Origin of the sequence: Streptomyces sp. NBC_00289 (genome assembly GCF_041435115.1) — a bacterium.
Lineage (GTDB): Bacteria > Actinomycetota > Actinomycetes > Streptomycetales > Streptomycetaceae > Streptomyces.
In genome coordinates, this window is record NZ_CP108046.1 from 4,260,173 (window position 1) to 4,275,666 (window position 15,494).

The following is a 15,494-nucleotide window of genomic DNA, read 5'->3' on the forward strand; positions in this document are numbered from 1 at the left end:
AAACGGTCAGCATAGGGGGACGGGTGGGACCGGGGGAACCGGAATACCGCCCACTGGGCGAGGCCCGCCTGCTCTTCGATGTCTCCGACGGCACGGACGGGATCTCGCTGCGCGCCCTGCGGGGCCGGCTGGACCTGGAAGCCGGACACCTGAGCCGGACGGCCCCGGCCGACGGACCTCGCTGCCGGGAACCGTCACGAGCGCGGCCGGGAACCGTCACGGGCACTGGAGGCCCGCCGGGCAGAAGGAGGCCAGCGCGGTGGTGAGCGGCTCGCGCACCTGCGCGGGGGCCAGGCGCTCGGGGCCGCTGGAGCGGATCGCGTACAGGGTGCCGTCGGCCGTGCGGAACCGGTGGTCGACTACCTGCCGCGGGCCCTTGTCCGTGTCGTCGTAACGGTAGGTGAGCTCGGACCAGGCCGCGCCGGAGGTGCGGTCCAGGACCTGGTAGCCGGGCTGGCGCGCGAAGCCGTACCCGGGATCGCGCTCGGCCAGGTCCAGGGACTGGGCCGGGGTGTCCTCGGCGAGCTGGAAGATCTGCAGTTGCCGGCCGCCGGCCGGGGCGTCGTAGTAGACCACCGCGGCCAGCTGCCCCTGCTTCTGTCTGCGGGTCCAGCCCTCGGGGACGTCGATCGTGAAACCGACCGGGTCCTCGGCACGGCGGTAGCCGGTGGCGGAGGACGGAGACAGGGACGGGGACGCGGGCGGGGAAGTGGACTCCGGAGGCGAGGAGACAGCGGGCGCGGAGGCGGGGGGCGCGGAGGTGGTGACCGTGACACTCCGCGCGGGGCCGGCACCGCCGTGGGTGTCGTCGCCTCCGCCGCCCGCGTCACGGATGAGGAACCAGACCCCGGTGCCGGCGCCCGCGCCCAGCACGACGGCGGCGGCGAACGCGGCGAGCACCCGGCCGGCCCGGCGGGGACGAGCGAGGGGCGGCGCGTACGGCGGCGCGTACGGCGGCGCGGCGGGCGGGGTCACGTACGCGGGTGTGGCGGGCGAGGGAACGTACCCGGGGGTGAGCGGCGGGGGCATGGCGCCCGGGGCGAACGGTGGTGGCAGGGTGCCGCGGGTCTGGGTCTCGGCGGAGGCCCACGGCGGCAGGGGCGGGTCCGCCGGCCCGGCCTCCCCCGTGCCCCAGGCCGCCTGGCCCCGGTCCTCGCTCGGCTCGTGCGCCGCCCCGGAACCGGAACCGGAGCTGTAGCCGCTGCCGGTGCTGCCGCCGTTGCCGTCGCCGGTGCTGCCGCCGTTGCCGTCGCCGTAGCCGTCGCTGTTCCAAGCGCTCATCGCGAACCCCCCGAATCACCCCACCAGGTAACGCTCCCGACGGTAGCGGCGGAAACGGGAACGGGCCCTGTTCCGGCCGAAACCGGAACAGGGCCCGTGCGCGCTCGTGACGAAGCCGTCGAGAAGGCTCAGATGAGGCCGAGGGAGCGAACCGCCTCGCGCTCCTCCTCGAGCTCCTTCACCGACGCGTCGATACGCGCGCGGGAGAACTCGTTGACGTCCAGGCCCTGGACGATCTCGTAGACGCCGTCCTTCGTGGTGACCGGGAAGGAGGAGATGAGGCCCTCCGGAACGCCGTACGAACCGTCCGACGGGATGCCCATGGAGGTCCAGTCGCCGTCCGCCGTGCCGTTGACCCACGTGTGGACGTGGTCGATGGCGGCGTTGGCGGCGGAGGCGGCCGAGGACGCGCCACGCGCCTCGATGATGGCCGCACCGCGCTTGGCGACGGTCGGGATGAAGTCCTCGGCCAGCCACTTCTCGTCGTTCACGACCTCGGCCGCGTTCTTGCCGGCGACCGTCGCGTGGAAGATGTCCGGGTACTGGGTGGCGGAGTGGTTGCCCCAGATGGTCAGCCGCTTGATGTCGGCGACCGTCGAACCCGTCTTCTTCGCGAGCTGGGTCAGCGCGCGGTTGTGGTCGAGTCGGGTCATCGCGGTGAAGCGCTCCGCCGGTACGTCCGGGGCGGCGGCCTGGGCGATCAGCGCGTTGGTGTTGGCCGGGTTGCCGACGACGAGGACCTTGATGTCGTCCGCGGCGTTGTCGTTGATGGCCTTGCCCTGCGGCTTGAAGATGCCACCGTTGGCGGAGAGCAGGTCGCCGCGCTCCATGCCCTTGGTGCGCGGGCGGGCGCCCACCAGGAGGGCGACGTTGGCGCCGTCGAAGGCGACGTTCGGGTCGTCCGAGATGTCGATGCCCTGGAGCAGCGGGAACGCGCAGTCGTCCAGCTCCATGGCCGTGCCCTCGGCGGCCTTCAGCGCGGGGGTGATCTCCAGGAGGCGCAGCTTGACCGGCACGTCCGCGCCGAGCAGCTGGCCGGAGGCGATGCGGAAGAGCAGGGCGTAACCGATCTGGCCGGCCGCGCCGGTGACGGTGACGTTCACGGGAGTGCGGGTCATGGCGTTCTCCGTATGACAGCTGGCGGTGGGGCGTCCCTGCCCCGGGGGTACGGGATCCCCGTCCCGGCTTGTGGCCGGTGACCGCCGCGATGATCGATCACGGGTATGGATGATCGATCTCTTGGCGTCAAGAGAGATCCAGCGGTCAGGCTATCGCGCTCGCGGGATCCCGGACGTCCGGGTCCGTGTGGCCCACCCCACAGAGCCGCACAAAGGGGCGGCCGCCCGGTCGGGAGAGGAGGGACGCGGACGACCGCCGATGGGGGTACCGGTTACCGGACTCCCGTGGGGGTACCGTCCGCCTGCCCACGTTTCGGAATGCCATTCCTGCCGGAGACCGAATGTTCGGCACGGTGCGCCGCGAAGCGCCGCGGGACACCGCATGGTGCCTCACGGCGACTCCCGGCACCCCGTCGCCGCCGCCGTCCGGGCACCGCAGGCCCCGGACGGCCGCCCCCGCTTCGCTACCTCGTGCAGCCCTTCTTCCCGGATGCCAGCGTGGCGCAGACCGTGGCCTGGCCGGCGTCCTTCACCGCCACCATCGGCGTGTACGCGATCGTGTCGCCGGCCACCGTGATGTTCCCCCTGCGCACGGTACGGCCGACCGTCACCCGCACCTCGTCCCCGGGGGCGGCCCGGGTGATACGTCCCCACGCCGCCCCGCAGGTCGCGCTGTACCGGACCTCGACCACGGTCGCCCCCACGCTCACCGTCCCGGTCGTGGCCACCCGCTCGCCGCTGCACCCCATGCTCTCCGCGTCCTTGCCCTCACAGGCGGCGCCGGAGCACCTCACTCCGGCGGGCAGGTCACGCTTCGCACCGAGAGGCGGCGCGGGCGACCCGGCGGCGACCTGGTCCTTCTTCTGTCCGCCGCCGTCCATCAGGAACAGCACCCCGCCGAGGACGGCCAGCGCGCCGACGACACCGACGAGGAACGCCACCCAGCGCCGCCTGCCACCGGGCGACGGAGGCGGAGGCGGAGGCGCCGACGCGGACGGAGAGGACGGTGGCGAGGACGACATCGAGGTCGCTCCCGCGTACCCGGCCGCCGCCCCCCGCGAGCCCACACGGCCCGTCCCGCCGCCGCTCCCGACAGCGTCCTGCACCTCGGGCGCCGTCGGCTGGAGCGGCACCGTGGGGGACACACCCGCGGGTCCGGCGATGCCCGGTGTCACGGTCGCGCTGCCGCCCTTGCGGGCCGTCCTGCCGCCCTTGGCGTTCGCCGGCGGCGGGCCGAACTCGCCGAGCGCCGCCCGCGCCTGGGAGATCCGGACCGCCTCCATGGTCCGGTCGTGGCGCATCTCCGAGCGGCTCCAGGCACGCTCGGCGAGCTCCCACATCGTGGTCAGGTGAACGGTGTTGGTTCCGGTGACCTCGGCCAGGGCGACTATCGCGCCCTTGGGCGCGAGGAGCCGGCCGTTGAGATAACGCTCCCAGGACGTCTTGCTGTAGCCGGTGCGGTCGGCCACCGCCGCGACACTCAGACCGCCGCGGTCCACCAGCCTCCGCAGCTGGCTCGCGAACTCCCTGACCTGCGGATCGAGTTCATCCGGCAAGGCCCTCCAACGAGGCATCACTTCCCCCCTCTTCCCCCCGGTTCGTGCTGGCTGTCCCCCGGTTGTTCCGGTCGGCCCGCCCTCCTCCCGTGTGCGGTCGTCCCCCGAGTCCCCGTTCCGCCCGTTCTGGCCTACCCACAGGGATGCGCCCGGTCGGGATCCCAGTTCCCGTCTCAGGGGCGCACAGGAGCGTCGGGACGCGGGCGCACGCCGTCGCACGCCCCGGCATATGCGAGGGACGTCCGGACCCGTCCGAACCATCCCGATTACCACGCTAACCCCGCCGCCGGACGACGTCGGGCCGCCTGCACGAAGTTGCCGGCCGGTCACCGCGGCGAGCGCGCAAGGCCGGTCACCGCGGCGAGCGCGCAAGCCGGTGTCACAGGGCGAGCGCGCAAGGACGGTCACCGCAGGGAGCGCCCGAGGCGGGTCACAGCCGCGGGCGCAAGGCCGGTCACCGCAGCGAACACACAAGGCCGGTCACCGCAGCGAGCGCACAAGCCGGTGTCACAGGGCGAGCGCGCAAGGACGGTCACCGCGGCGAGCGCCCGAGGCGGGTCACAGCCGCCGGCGCGGCGGGCCGGCACGGTCGCCCCCGTGCGTCACCCGCGTGCCCGGCTCACCCGAGGGCGACGGCGCCGACCACACCGGTCAGCACCAGCGCGAGGAGCAGCAGCACGGCGTAGAGCAGCACCCGTCCGCCCGGTCCGCGGCCACCGCCCCCGCTCGCCTCGGGGGGCGTGTCCCACCAGGGCAGGGTGGGGTCGTCCTCGTACTCCTGGCCGGCGGCCGGCCGGTCGGGCATCGCCGCCGGGCGGGGCCAGGCCTGGACCGCCAACTCCCAGCGGATGCCGTGCCGTTCGGGATCCACTCCCGCGACCCGGCACAGGGCGACGACCGCCTGTCGGGGCGGGGGCTGGGTGGCGTTCAGGTAGCGGTGCCAGGAGGACTTGCTGTACGCGGTGCGCGCGCCGAGCGCGACCAGGCTGAGCCCGGTGCGGTCCTTGAGGAGCCGCAGCTGTTCCACGAGGTGCCGTACCTCCGGCGGCAGGTCGTCCGGCAGCGGCTGCCAGGCGCTCATCGCTCACCTCCACGGCGTTCCTCGCGTTGCCCGGTCCGAGCGGACTGACGACGTCGGAGGGGTGCTCGGTTCCCGTGCTGCGCCCGACCGGACGCCCGCCGCCGTGGCAGAGCGCGGACAACATGGCGGAACTGTCACACCCCTGCCACAGCGGACGGACAGCGGTTGAACAGGTCGTTCGCCGTGCAGGAGGGTGGGTCCCGGCGGCGGTCCGTCCTTGCTCGGGGGAGAGGACGGGCCGCCGTCCGTATGCGTCCGGGACACCCGTCCCGGGCGGCTGTCAGCCGCCGCTGCTGACGGTGAAGTGCAACGTGTCCTTCAGGAACGGGATCTGCAGCAACGGGTGCGGCTGCGCCATCAGGGCCAGCAGGACGATCGCGGCGCCGAGCACACCGTAGGTGACGATGTCGGTGAAGCGGGAGCGTACGGCGAGCATGCCGACGTCCGGCAGGAGCCAGCGCAGGAGGCCGCCGGCCAGCAGCGCGGCGCCGATCAGCAGGGTCCCGTAGCGGAACACGTCCAGCGCGGTCAGCAGCAGGCCCAGGGCGACCGTGCTCAGCACGGCGAGGATCGGCCACTGCCGGGCGGGTGCCGGGGCGTCACCGGGCGCGGCCCGGCCACCGCCCTCCGGGCGCGCGGTGTCCCTGGTGAACAGCGGGAACCGGCGCGTCGTACGCCGGGGGCGTCCGTCGGCGTCGGGCGCGCTGACGGGGTCCCGTACCTCGATGTCCTCGGTCTCGCCGGGGGTGTCCTCAGCCGGCACTGCGCTCCGCCGCCTCGACCACGTTGACGAGCAGCTGGGCACGGGTCATCGGGCCGACGCCGCCCGGGTTGGGGGAGATCCAGCCGGCCACCTCGGCGACGCCCGGGTGGACGTCGCCCACGATCTTGCCCTCGGCGCTGCGCGAGACGCCGACGTCGAGGACGGCCGCGCCCGGCTTCACGTCGTCCGGCCGGATCAGGTGGGCCGAACCGGCGGCCGCGACGATGATGTCCGCCCGCCGCAGGTGGGCCGCCAGGTCACGGGTGCCGGTGTGGCACTGGGTCACCGTCGCGTTCTCGCTGCGGCGGGTCAGCAGCAGCGGCATCGGGCGGCCGATGGTGACGCCACGGCCGACGACCACGACCTCCGCGCCCTTGATCTCGACGCCGTAGCGGCGCAGGAGGGTGAGGACGCCGTTGGGGGTGCAGGGCAGCGGGGCCGGCTCGTTCAGGACCAGGCGGCCGAGGTTCATCGGGTGGAGGCCGTCGGCGTCCTTGTCCGGGTCCATGAGCTCGAGGATGCGGTTCTCGTCGATGCCCTTGGGGAGCGGCAGCTGCACGATGTAGCCGGTGCAGGCCGGGTCCTCGTTCAGCTCGCGTACGACTGCCTCGATCTCCTCCTGCGTCGCCGTGGCCGGCAGCCCGCGCTGGATGGAGGCGATGCCGACCTCGGCGCAGTCGCGGTGCTTGCCGGCGACGTACTTCTGGCTGCCGGGGTCGTCCCCGACGAGGATCGTGCCGAGGCCGGGCGTGACGCCCTTCTCCTTCAGCGCCGCCACGCGGGCGGTCAGGTCGGACTTGATCGCGGCTGCGGTGGCCTTGCCATCGAGAATCTGGGCGGTCATGGCCCCATCCTCGCGGATGACGGGGTCCCGGTTCCAATCCGGGGTCCCGGGGCAGCCTGGATCGCATGATCATCGATGTTGCACTTGCACAACACATGCGGATTGCGGCTGGACAAGTAAGTACAGGCTAAAGAACGATGGCCTGAACAGTGCCGCGGGCAGCTCATCGGGGGGATGAACCGCTTCTGTAGAACCTTCCTCCGCACGGTGCCGCGCGTCGTCCCCGCACTTGGACAACGGAGGAAACACCGCCATGAGTTTCGGCGACCCGAACAACCCCTACGGCGCGCCGCAGGGCCAGCAGCAGGGCTACGGCTACCCGCAGCAGCAGCCCCAGGCGCCCGGATACGGCTACCCGCAGGCTCCTCCGGTGCACTACGGCATGCCCGCCGGCCCGACGACGATGCCCGGCACGGTGAGCGCGGCCCGCGTGATGCTCTGGGTCATCGCGGGTCTGCAGATCCTCGGCGTCGCCCTGTTCGCCTTCGCCGCCGCGAGCGTCAACGCGGCGAAGAACGACGACGAGCTCAAGGACAACGCCAACTTCCAGCAGCTCGCCGACTACTCGTCCGGCATGCTGTGGGGCCTCACCATCTTCGCGGTGGCCTGGACGGTGTTCACGATCGTGCTGGCGGTGAAGTTCAACTCCGGCGGCAACGGCGTCCGGATCACGACCCTGGTCTACGGCATCATCACCGCGATCCTCGGCATCTACCCGTTCGTCGTCGTGGGCCTCATCCACACGGTGCTCGCCATCCTGATCGCCGTGTTCGTCGGCAACTCCAACGGCGCCGCCTGGTTCAACCGCCCGCGCTACTGACGGGCCCCACCCGAACCCGCCGCACTCGAACGCGCCTCCGACTGAACAGTTCGCGCCAATCACATCCAAGGGCCGTGTCTCACCCGTACGAGGGGGACACGGCCCTGGTGCGTCGCCCTACTCTGGCCCGTGTAGCCGTCAGGCACGGGGAGACGCACCTTGTACAGCATCATCGTGGTACCTCCGCCGACCACGGAGGACGAGGAAAACCGCGCCCAGCGGCGGCTCGCACCCGGCGAGCGGCTCGGCTTCGGGCGGTCCGCACGGGAGTCCGACCTGCGCATCGCGCACGACGGGGTGTCCCGCAGGGCCGGTGAGATCCGCGCGCAGGGCGCCTTCTGGACCCTGAGCAACCTCAGCGCCCGCCGGACGCGCTACTTCGCGGTCCTCGCCGCCCTGTGCGAACCGCGTCTGCGCGGCGCGCCGCACGCCCCGCCGCCCACCGTCGACCACGTGGTCGAGCGGCTGCGTCCCACCTGGCCGGCCGCGTCCCGTACGTCGGTGCAGTGGAACATCGACTACCCGGCGGTGAAGCTGCGCCTCAAGCCCGGCCCGGAGACCGCGGAGCCGGGCCCGCGGCTGAACGGCAAGAAGGAGTTCCCGGTGTCCCTGGCGCTCCGCTTCGACCTGGTCCGGGAGGACGACCTCGTCGTCCTGGCCACGCCGTCCGGCCGGGTCTCGCGGTGACCGGGCCCTACGCCGTGCCGGTCCCCAAGGGGTACCGCGTCGGCGACTGGGAGGTGCGCTCGCCGATCGCGACGGGCGCCTTCGGAAGCGTCTACGAGGGCCGGCGCACCGGCGAGCCCCGTGCCGGCGAGGGCCTCCCCCGCACGGCCGCCCTCAAGTTCCTGCCCACCGGCACGGGCACCCCCCGGCAGCTGACCCATCTGCGCGAACTCGTGGACCGCGAGGTCGAGTTGCACCGCCGGCTCAAACGCCCGCGGCTGATCCGGATGTACGAGACCCTCACCGTCGACGACCCCGGCCGCCCAGGCCTCGACGGCGCCACCGTCCTCGTGCTGGAGAAGGCGGAAGTCTCGCTGGCGGCGCTGCTCGGCGCGCGGCCGCGTCCGGACGGCGGTCCGGCCCTGCTCGCGCAGATCTGCGAGGGGCTGGCGCAACTGCACCGCGCGGGCTGGGTGCACGGTGACCTGAAGCCGGCCAACGTGCTGCTGATGAAGGACGGTTCGGCGCGGCTGGCCGACTTCAACATGGCCGCGGAACTGGAGGGCACGCACGCGTACACCCCCGCCTTCTCCACCCCCGACTACACCCCGCCGGAGCTGCTCTGGTCGGAGATCGGCGACCGCGGCCGCCGGATCCGCCCGTCGGCCGACGTCTGGGCGTTCGGTGTCCTCGCCCACCTCGTCCTCACCGGCTCCTTCCCGCTGCCCGGCGGCACCCCGACGGCCCGCCGGGACGCCGCCGCCGCGTACGCCCGGGGCAGCGACGAGCTGCGACTGTCCCCCGAACTGCCGGACGCCTGGCGGGAGATCGTGCGGGGCTGCCTGGCCCGTACGCATGCGGCGCGTATCACCACGGAGAGTCTCCTGCGCCGGGTGGAGGCGGCGGCGGGCACCGGCCGGTCCGCGCGGCTGCCCCGTCTGTTCGCCCGGCGCGGCCGCCGCTCCGGCCCCCTGCTGATCGCCGGCGCGTCCGCCGCGACCGTCGCCGTCGTGGCGCTCGGGTACGGCATCACCACCTGGGCCGGCGACGGCGCGAACGGCGATCGCGCCGGCGTGGCTCCCACGAACGCGGTGAACGCCACCGCCGCCGCGTACGGCGCGGACGACCTCCGTACCGACCGGGGCATTCCGGCGGCCTACCGCCTGCTGATCGTGGAAACGGCGCACGACTGCGACCGGTCTGCCGTCAGTCCGCCCCTGATCGCCGCCATGCTGAAGGTGGAGAGCGACTTCGACCCGGCCCTGTCCGACCCCGACATGAACGAGTACGGCATCGCCCGCTGGACCCCGAGCGTGCTGCGCTGGTGGATGAACGAGGACGGCACACCCGGGGAGGCGGTCCCCGAACCGCCCTTCCCGCCCGCCGAGTCCATCCCGGCAATGGGCCGGTACCTGTGCTGGATCGCCCCGCGCCTGGACCCCGACCTGCCGGGCGACCGCGGGGTGTTGATCGCCGCCGCCTACCGGACGTCGTTCGACAAGGTGAACGACGCGGCCGGAGTGCCCCCGAAGTACCGCGCCTACGCCGACCGCGTCGCCCACTACCTCAAGGAGTACACGCCACCGGGCCGGAAGTGACCCTGGGACTTCCGAGGTACCGCGTCCGCCCGTACGCGCACGGCGGCACGTACGGGCAGGAATCGTCGGACACGGCCTAGTGGAAGAAGTGCCGCGTCCCCGTGAAGTACATCGTCACGCCCGCCTTCTTGGCGGCCTCGACGACCAGTTCGTCACGGACCGAACCGCCGGGCTGGACCACTGCCCGGACGCCGGCCTCGACGAGGATCTCCAGGCCGTCCGGGAAGGGGAAGAAGGCGTCGGAGGCGGCGAAGGAGCCCTGGGCGCGCTCGGCACCCGCCCGCTCGACGGCCAGCTTCGCGGAGTCCACCCGGTTGACCTGGCCCATGCCGACGCCGACCGAGGCACCGCCCTTGGCGAGCAGGATGGCGTTGGACTTGACGGCCCGGCACGCCCGCCAGGCGAAGGCGAGCTCGGTCAGCTCGTCGGCGGTGAGGGCCTCGCCCGTCGCCAGCGTCCAGTTCGCCGGGTCGTCGCCCTCGGCCTGGAGCCGGTCGGTCACCTGGAGCAGCGCGCCGCCGTCGATCGGCTTGACCTCGACCGCGTTGGACGGGCCGTTCGGGGCCTTGAGGACCCTGATGTTCTTCTTCTTGGCCAGCGCCTCCAGCGCGCCCTCCTCGTAGCCGGGCGCGACGATGACCTCGGTGAAGATCTCGGCGACCTGCTCCGCCATCTCCCTGGACACCGGGCGGTTGACCGCGATCACCCCGCCGAACGCCGACAGCGGGTCGCACGCGTGCGCCTTGCGGTGGGCCTCGGCGACGTCCGCGCCGATCGCGATGCCGCAGGGGTTGGCGTGCTTGATGATCGCGACACAGGGCTCGGCGTGGTCGTAGGCGGCACGGCGGGCGGCGTCCGTGTCCGTGTAGTTGTTGTACGACATCTCCTTGCCGTGCAGCTGCTCGGCCTCGGCGAGACCGCCACCGTTGCCGTCCAGGTACAGGGCGGCCGGCTGGTGCGGGTTCTCGCCGTAGCGCAGGGTGCTGCCGCGCTCCCAGGTGGCGCCCAGGAAGTCGGGGAACCGCGACTCGTCGACGGGGGCGTAGGAACTGGCGAACCAGCTCGCGACGGCCACGTCGTACGCCGCCGTGTGCTGGAAGGCCTCGGCGGCCAGACGCTTGCGGGTGGTGAGGTCGAAGCCGCCGCTCTGCACCGCGGCGAGGACGTCGGCGTACCGCTCGGGGCTGGTGACCACGGCCACGGACGGATGGTTCTTGGCGGCGGCGCGCACCATCGACGGTCCGCCGATGTCGATCTGCTCGACGCACTCGTCGGGCGTGGCACCCGAGGCGACGGTCTCGCTGAACGGGTAGAGGTTGACGACGACGAGGTCGAACGGCTCGACGCCCAGCTCGGCGAGCTGCCGCCGGTGGTCCTCCAGCCGAAGGTCGGCGAGGATGCCGGCGTGGACCTTGGGGTGCAGGGTCTTGACGCGGCCGTCCAGGCACTCGGGGAAGCCGGTGAGCTCCTCGACCCTGGTCACGGGGACACCGGCGCCGGCGATACGCCCGGCGGTGGAGCCGGTGGAGACGAGTTCCACGCCCGCCTCGTGGAGCCCACGGGCGAGCTCCTCGAGCCCGGTCTTGTCGTAGACGCTGACGAGTGCCCGGCGAAGGGGCCGCTTGTTGCTCTCGGCGGTCACTGGATAACTACCTTTCGTCCCTCAATGCGATAGCCGTTGCGGGCGAGCCGCCCCACGACATCGACGAGCAGCCTTCGCTCGACTTCCTTGATGCGCTCGTGCAGAGCGCTCTCGTCGTCCTCGTCCCGGATCTCCACCACGCCCTGGGCGATGATCGGTCCGGTGTCGACGCCGTCGTCGACGAAGTGGACGGTGCAGCCGGTGACCCTGGCGCCGTACGCGAGCGCGTCCCGCACACCGTGGGCTCCCGGGAAACTGGGCAGCAGGGCGGGGTGCGTGTTCACGAACCGACCGCCGAAACGGGCCAGGAACTCCTTGCCCACGATCTTCATGAACCCGGCGGACACCACGAGGTCGGGCTCGTACGCTGCGGTCGCCTCGGCCAGCGCGGCATCCCACTCCTCGCGGCTCGCGTGGTCCTTCACCCGGCAGACGAAGGTGGGAAGCCCGGCGCGCTCGGCGCGGGCCAGCCCCTCGACACCGGCGCGGTCGGCCCCGACCGCCACGATCCGCGCTCCGTACGCCTCGGTGCCGGCGCTCGCGATGGCGTCGAGGAGCGCCTGGAGGTTCGTACCGGAACCGGAGACCAGCACGACCATGCGTTTGGCCACGGGCTTGGCGGCCACGGCGGGGCCCTTTCTCGGGGGAGCGTTTGTACGGTCGTACGAATGCTTCGCGCCCCGGGATACGGGGAAGTCTACGAAGCGGCCGACCGTCAGCAACGATACCGGCACTCCTGGCGGCCCCCGTGGGACGGGGGCGTGGCCGGAAGGTAGCGTCTGGATCGAGCGGGCTCGGGAACGCGGTCGGTATGCGGTGCGTTCACGAAGTGACAGCTCACGCCAGACAAGCCGTATTCACCAAGGGGAAGACGCTCACTTGATGCCGGACCGCAGCCTGCGACTCCTCACGCTCCCCCAGCAGTCGGTGCAGGGAGGGGAGCGCGGCGGCATGCTCCTGCGTGAGCGCCCCGCCTCGCCGCCCGACGCGCCCTCGGGCCGGAACAACGGCGACGAGCAGGGCGGCCCGGCCACGGACGACAACCCCTTCGCACCGCCGCCGGAGGGCACGCCGGACCGCCCCTGGCAGCCACGCCGCCCGGCCGGCGGCGAGGGCTCCGACGGTTCGCAGGACGGCTCCCCGAACCCCGAGCAGCCCCAGGACGGGCACTCTCCGTGGGGCAGCCAGTGGAGCGACCAGCAGCCCGGCCGCTCCCCCGGCGGCTTCGGGCAGCGTCCGGGCGGCCCGGGCACCGGCCCGCAGGGACCCACTGGCGGCGGCCCCGGCGCGGGCCCCCGCTGGGACGCCGCCGACCCCTCCCAGCGCCGTGCCCGCTACTCCCTCCTCAGCGGCATGTGGGCCTTCTTCTTCGCCCTCTTCAGCTGGCCGTACGTCGCCCTGCTGCTCGGCGCGCTCTCCCTGTACTGGGGCATCAGCGCACTGCGCGGCAAGCCCCGCACCCCCGACCCGGACTCTCCGGCGCCCGACCCGAAGGCCCGCCCGCAGACCTCGGCGGCGGTGAGCGGCCTGGTCACCGCGTCCCTGGCGCTCGCCCTGGTCGCCGCGTCCTTCACCGCGCAGCTGGTGTACAGCGACTACTACACCTGCACGAACGACGCCCTCACCAACGAGGCGAAGCAGTCCTGCAACGACCTCCTGCCGAAGGAACTGCGGACCCTGCTGGGTGTGAGCAACTGACGGGGCGATTGCTCTGACGGGCCTTCCGGGCGGAAACGGACGGGGGGTTACGGGGCGTCCGGTGGTTGGGGTTGCGGCTGCGGTGTGGCCGAGTCCGGCGGTGGCTGGGGTGACTGCGGTGGCGTCGGTGCGTCCGGTGGCGCGGTCTCGTCGCGGGGTGCGGTCCGGTGGGTCTCCCGGGCGGTGCCCTCGTACCAGGGCTCGGGCGTGTTCGCCGGGGAGGGCGGGTGCACCGGCGACGGTGAAGACGTGCGCGTGGGCGGGGGCTCGATGGGCAGGAAGTCGTACGCGTCGTCGTAGGTGAGGTGCTGGTCCCGCAGACCGGCCATGACGTCCTGGTCACTCAGCCCGGCGAGCGCGGACAGCGCCGCCATGGCGTCCTGGTCGTAGGGCACGGCTGTGGGCAGCGCCGAGCCGGTGGCCGTCGTCGCCCTGCGGCCGGAGTCCTTCCTCCTCCCGGCCAACCATCCGCCCGACGGACGCAGCGGCAGCCGGAAGCGACGTCGACCTGGCAGCTGGGGCGCTGTCGACGGTTGCTGGGTGGTGGGGGGTGCTTGGGTGATGGGGGGTGCTTGGCTGGTGGCGGGTGCTTGACCGACGGGGGGTTCTTGGTTGGTCGGCTTCCGGTCCGGTGGTTCCTCGCTGAGCGGCTTCCCGTCCGGTGGGTTCTTGCTGAGCTGGTCGTCCGAGTGCGGCGAGGGGTGATCGGTGCGCTCGGGCTGCCGGAGACCAGGGCGTGAGTTCCGGTCCTGCGGTTCTTGGCCGAGCGTCTCTCGGTCCGGTTCTAGCCGGGCGAGCGTCTTACGGTCCGTTGCTTGCTGGCCGAGCGGCTTCCGGTCCGCTGCCTTCTCGCCGAGCGGCTTCCGGTCCGCTGCCTTCTCGCCGAGCGGCTTCCGGTCCGCTGCCTTCTCGCCGAGCGGCTTCCGGTCCGCTGCCTTCTCGCCGAGCGGCTTCCGGTCCGCTGCCTTCTCGCCGAGCGGCTTCCGGTCCGCTGCCTTCTCGCCGAGCGGCTTCCGGTCCGGCGTCGCCACCCGTGGCTTGCCGATGGTCGCCGTCCGCCCGCCGCCCGACTCGCCGGACCGCTCGCCGCGGCGTCGGCAGCGCCAGCTCCGTACTCCCAGTGCCGCGGGAACGCCCGCCGCCGCGAGCCAGAGCAGGGCCGCGCCGCCCGTCTGCCACCACACGGGGCCGAACCGGGCGAGGGCACGGACGCCGAGCGGACCGCCCGCGGGAGCGGCGAGGACGGCGATCCCCACCGCGCACAGCGCGCAGGCGAGCGCGGTGACGCCCGCGGTCCGCCTGCGCGACCAGGCTGTGTCCCGGCCACCGGCCGACGAGGCCGTTCCCGTGAACCATCCCAGCGTCACCCCGGCCACCACAGGCACCGCTCCCGCCAGCCAGTTCAACGGCGTTCCGGTCCCCGCGTCCGGCACGGCCGCCAGCAGGGGGAACGGCGGCAGCAGGGTCGGAGGCGCCGAGGACAGCGGCCCCACGACATGGCCGACACCGAGCGCGAAGCCGGGCCCGAGGGCGTAGGCCGCCCCCCACACCGCCGCGTTCGGCACCAGCGTCAGACAGAGCAGCAGGACGGCGAAGCGTCCCGACCAGCCCTCGGTGAGCTGCAGGAACGATCCCCGCGCCACGTCGCCGTGCCACACCAGCGACGTGGCAACCAGCAGCGCCCCGCCGCCGACGAGCACCGCCAACCCGGCGGCCGCGGCCCGCGCGGCGATGCCGAGGCGGGCCCGGGCGTCCGGTCCGACGAGCAGGCGCCGTACGTCCTTCGGCAACGCGATCAGCACGCCGTCCAGGACTGCGCCGGGACGGCCGTGCGCCGTCCACACCCCCGATCCGGCCGCCGCCGCGACGACCAGCGGCAGACACACCGCCGTCCACCCCCACGAGGGCCGCAGCGCGCCGTCCGACGCGTAGAGCACGGCCGCCGTGCCGACCGTGAGGTAGCCGACGGCGACACCCGTCCACGCCGTGCGGGCCCGGACCGGCGGCGGCGCGTCGCTCCCCGTGTCCGCCTCCACGCCCCCGTCGGTCGCGTCGCGTGCCGCCCGGTGCAGCAGCCAGACCGGCAGCGCGAGCAGCAGCATCGGGGTGACGCCCACGGGCGCGGGAACGCCGGACAGCGTGTCGGTGCGCACCAGCTCGGCGCCGTGCGCCAGCAGCCACAGCGCGGCGGCGGCGTGCAGCGCACCGCTGGGCCCGCTGTCGGGATACGGCGAGCTGATCCACAGCAAGATGACGAGTACGGCGAACATCCCGAGGCCGAGCCCGGCCGCGACGGCGCCGCCAAGGAGGCCGGCGCCCAGTCCGGGCGATCGGTCGCGCACCCGGGTGAGCAGGGATGACAACGGCGGTCGGGGAGCGGTCATCTGGATCACGACGGTCATGCTCCCAACGACACGCGCTTTCTCG

General features: G+C 73.2%; 13 protein-coding genes. 4 read left to right on the plus strand and 9 right to left on the minus strand.

The window, feature by feature from the left end; all coding sequences use genetic code 11:
- Positions 1-216: 216 nt before the first annotated feature.
- The 6 genes from OG985_RS19285 to OG985_RS19310 form a co-directional block, all read right to left on the minus strand.
- Positions 217-1,281: a hypothetical protein gene (locus OG985_RS19285; RefSeq protein ID WP_371669590.1), complete on the minus strand. Its 1,065-nt coding sequence runs from the start codon at positions 1,279-1,281 to the stop codon at positions 217-219.
- 128 nt (positions 1,282-1,409) lie between these two features.
- Positions 1,410-2,399, minus strand: coding sequence for a malate dehydrogenase (locus OG985_RS19290; RefSeq protein WP_371669591.1), 990 nt, complete (start codon positions 2,397-2,399; stop codon positions 1,410-1,412).
- Between the two features lie 464 nt (positions 2,400-2,863).
- The gene (locus tag OG985_RS19295; protein ID WP_371669592.1) at positions 2,864-3,955 is read right to left on the minus strand and encodes a helix-turn-helix domain-containing protein; all 1,092 of its coding nucleotides are present in this window, start codon (positions 3,953-3,955) and stop codon (positions 2,864-2,866) included.
- A gap of 619 nt (positions 3,956-4,574) precedes the next feature.
- Positions 4,575-5,036 (minus strand): helix-turn-helix domain-containing protein, encoded by a 462-nt coding sequence (locus OG985_RS19300; RefSeq protein WP_371669593.1) that lies wholly within the window; start codon positions 5,034-5,036, stop codon positions 4,575-4,577.
- Positions 5,037-5,316: 280 nt separating this feature from the next.
- Positions 5,317-5,799, minus strand: coding sequence for a DUF3017 domain-containing protein (locus tag OG985_RS19305; RefSeq protein ID WP_371669594.1), 483 nt, complete (start codon positions 5,797-5,799; stop codon positions 5,317-5,319).
- Positions 5,789-6,643 (minus strand): bifunctional methylenetetrahydrofolate dehydrogenase/methenyltetrahydrofolate cyclohydrolase, encoded by an 855-nt coding sequence (locus tag OG985_RS19310; protein ID WP_371669595.1) that lies wholly within the window; start codon positions 6,641-6,643, stop codon positions 5,789-5,791. Before OG985_RS19310 ends, OG985_RS19305 begins: the two co-directional genes overlap by 11 nt.
- Positions 6,644-6,896: 253 nt before the next feature.
- On the opposite strand from OG985_RS19310, the gene OG985_RS19315 reads away from it, so the two are divergent.
- From OG985_RS19315 to OG985_RS19325, 3 genes are all read left to right on the plus strand, one after another.
- Positions 6,897-7,463, plus strand: a complete 567-nt coding sequence (locus OG985_RS19315; RefSeq protein ID WP_371669596.1) for a hypothetical protein — start codon at positions 6,897-6,899, stop codon at positions 7,461-7,463.
- A 159-nt stretch (positions 7,464-7,622) separates the two neighbouring features.
- On the plus strand, positions 7,623-8,150 hold the full coding sequence (locus OG985_RS19320; RefSeq protein WP_371669597.1) for a hypothetical protein: 528 nt from the start codon (positions 7,623-7,625) through the stop codon (positions 8,148-8,150).
- Entirely contained in the window at positions 8,147-9,727 is a 1,581-nt protein-coding gene (locus tag OG985_RS19325; protein WP_371669598.1) for a protein kinase, read from the plus strand. Before OG985_RS19320 ends, OG985_RS19325 begins: the two co-directional genes overlap by 4 nt.
- Positions 9,728-9,803: 76 nt before the next feature.
- Here OG985_RS19325 and purH read toward each other — a convergent pair whose 3' ends face one another.
- Both purH and purN read right to left on the minus strand, forming a co-directional pair.
- Positions 9,804-11,369 carry a bifunctional phosphoribosylaminoimidazolecarboxamide formyltransferase/IMP cyclohydrolase gene (gene purH / locus OG985_RS19330; protein WP_371669599.1) on the minus strand — a complete coding sequence of 522 codons (1,566 nt, stop codon included), beginning with the start codon at positions 11,367-11,369 and terminating at the stop codon, positions 9,804-9,806.
- Positions 11,366-11,995, minus strand: a complete 630-nt coding sequence (gene purN / locus OG985_RS19335; RefSeq protein WP_371669600.1) for a phosphoribosylglycinamide formyltransferase — start codon at positions 11,993-11,995, stop codon at positions 11,366-11,368. The genes purH and purN overlap by 4 nt, the downstream gene beginning before the upstream one ends.
- Before the next feature lie 256 nt (positions 11,996-12,251).
- On the opposite strand from purN, the gene OG985_RS19340 reads away from it, so the two are divergent.
- Complete coding sequence (locus tag OG985_RS19340; RefSeq protein WP_371669601.1) at positions 12,252-13,067, plus strand: hypothetical protein; 816 nt, start codon at positions 12,252-12,254, stop codon at positions 13,065-13,067.
- 47 nt (positions 13,068-13,114) lie between these two features.
- Here the strand turns inward: OG985_RS19340 and OG985_RS19345 are convergent, their stop codons facing one another.
- Positions 13,115-15,469: a DUF6350 family protein gene (locus tag OG985_RS19345; RefSeq protein WP_371669602.1), complete on the minus strand. Its 2,355-nt coding sequence runs from the start codon at positions 15,467-15,469 to the stop codon at positions 13,115-13,117.
- Positions 15,470-15,494 lie beyond the last annotated feature (25 nt).

Coding starts and splice junctions, on each gene's coding strand:
- OG985_RS19285 (WP_371669590.1), bottom strand. CDS start 1,281: ATGAGCGCTTGGAACAGCGACGGCTACGGCGACGGCAACGGCGGCAGC.
- OG985_RS19290 (WP_371669591.1), bottom strand. CDS start 2,399: ATGACCCGCACTCCCGTGAACGTCACCGTCACCGGCGCGGCCGGCCAG.
- OG985_RS19300 (WP_371669593.1), bottom strand. CDS start 5,036: ATGAGCGCCTGGCAGCCGCTGCCGGACGACCTGCCGCCGGAGGTACGG.
- OG985_RS19310 (WP_371669595.1), bottom strand. CDS start 6,643: ATGACCGCCCAGATTCTCGATGGCAAGGCCACCGCAGCCGCGATCAAG.
- OG985_RS19315 (WP_371669596.1), top strand. CDS start 6,897: ATGAGTTTCGGCGACCCGAACAACCCCTACGGCGCGCCGCAGGGCCAG.
- OG985_RS19340 (WP_371669601.1), top strand. CDS start 12,252: ATGCCGGACCGCAGCCTGCGACTCCTCACGCTCCCCCAGCAGTCGGTG.
- OG985_RS19345 (WP_371669602.1), bottom strand. CDS start 15,469: ATGACCGTCGTGATCCAGATGACCGCTCCCCGACCGCCGTTGTCATCC.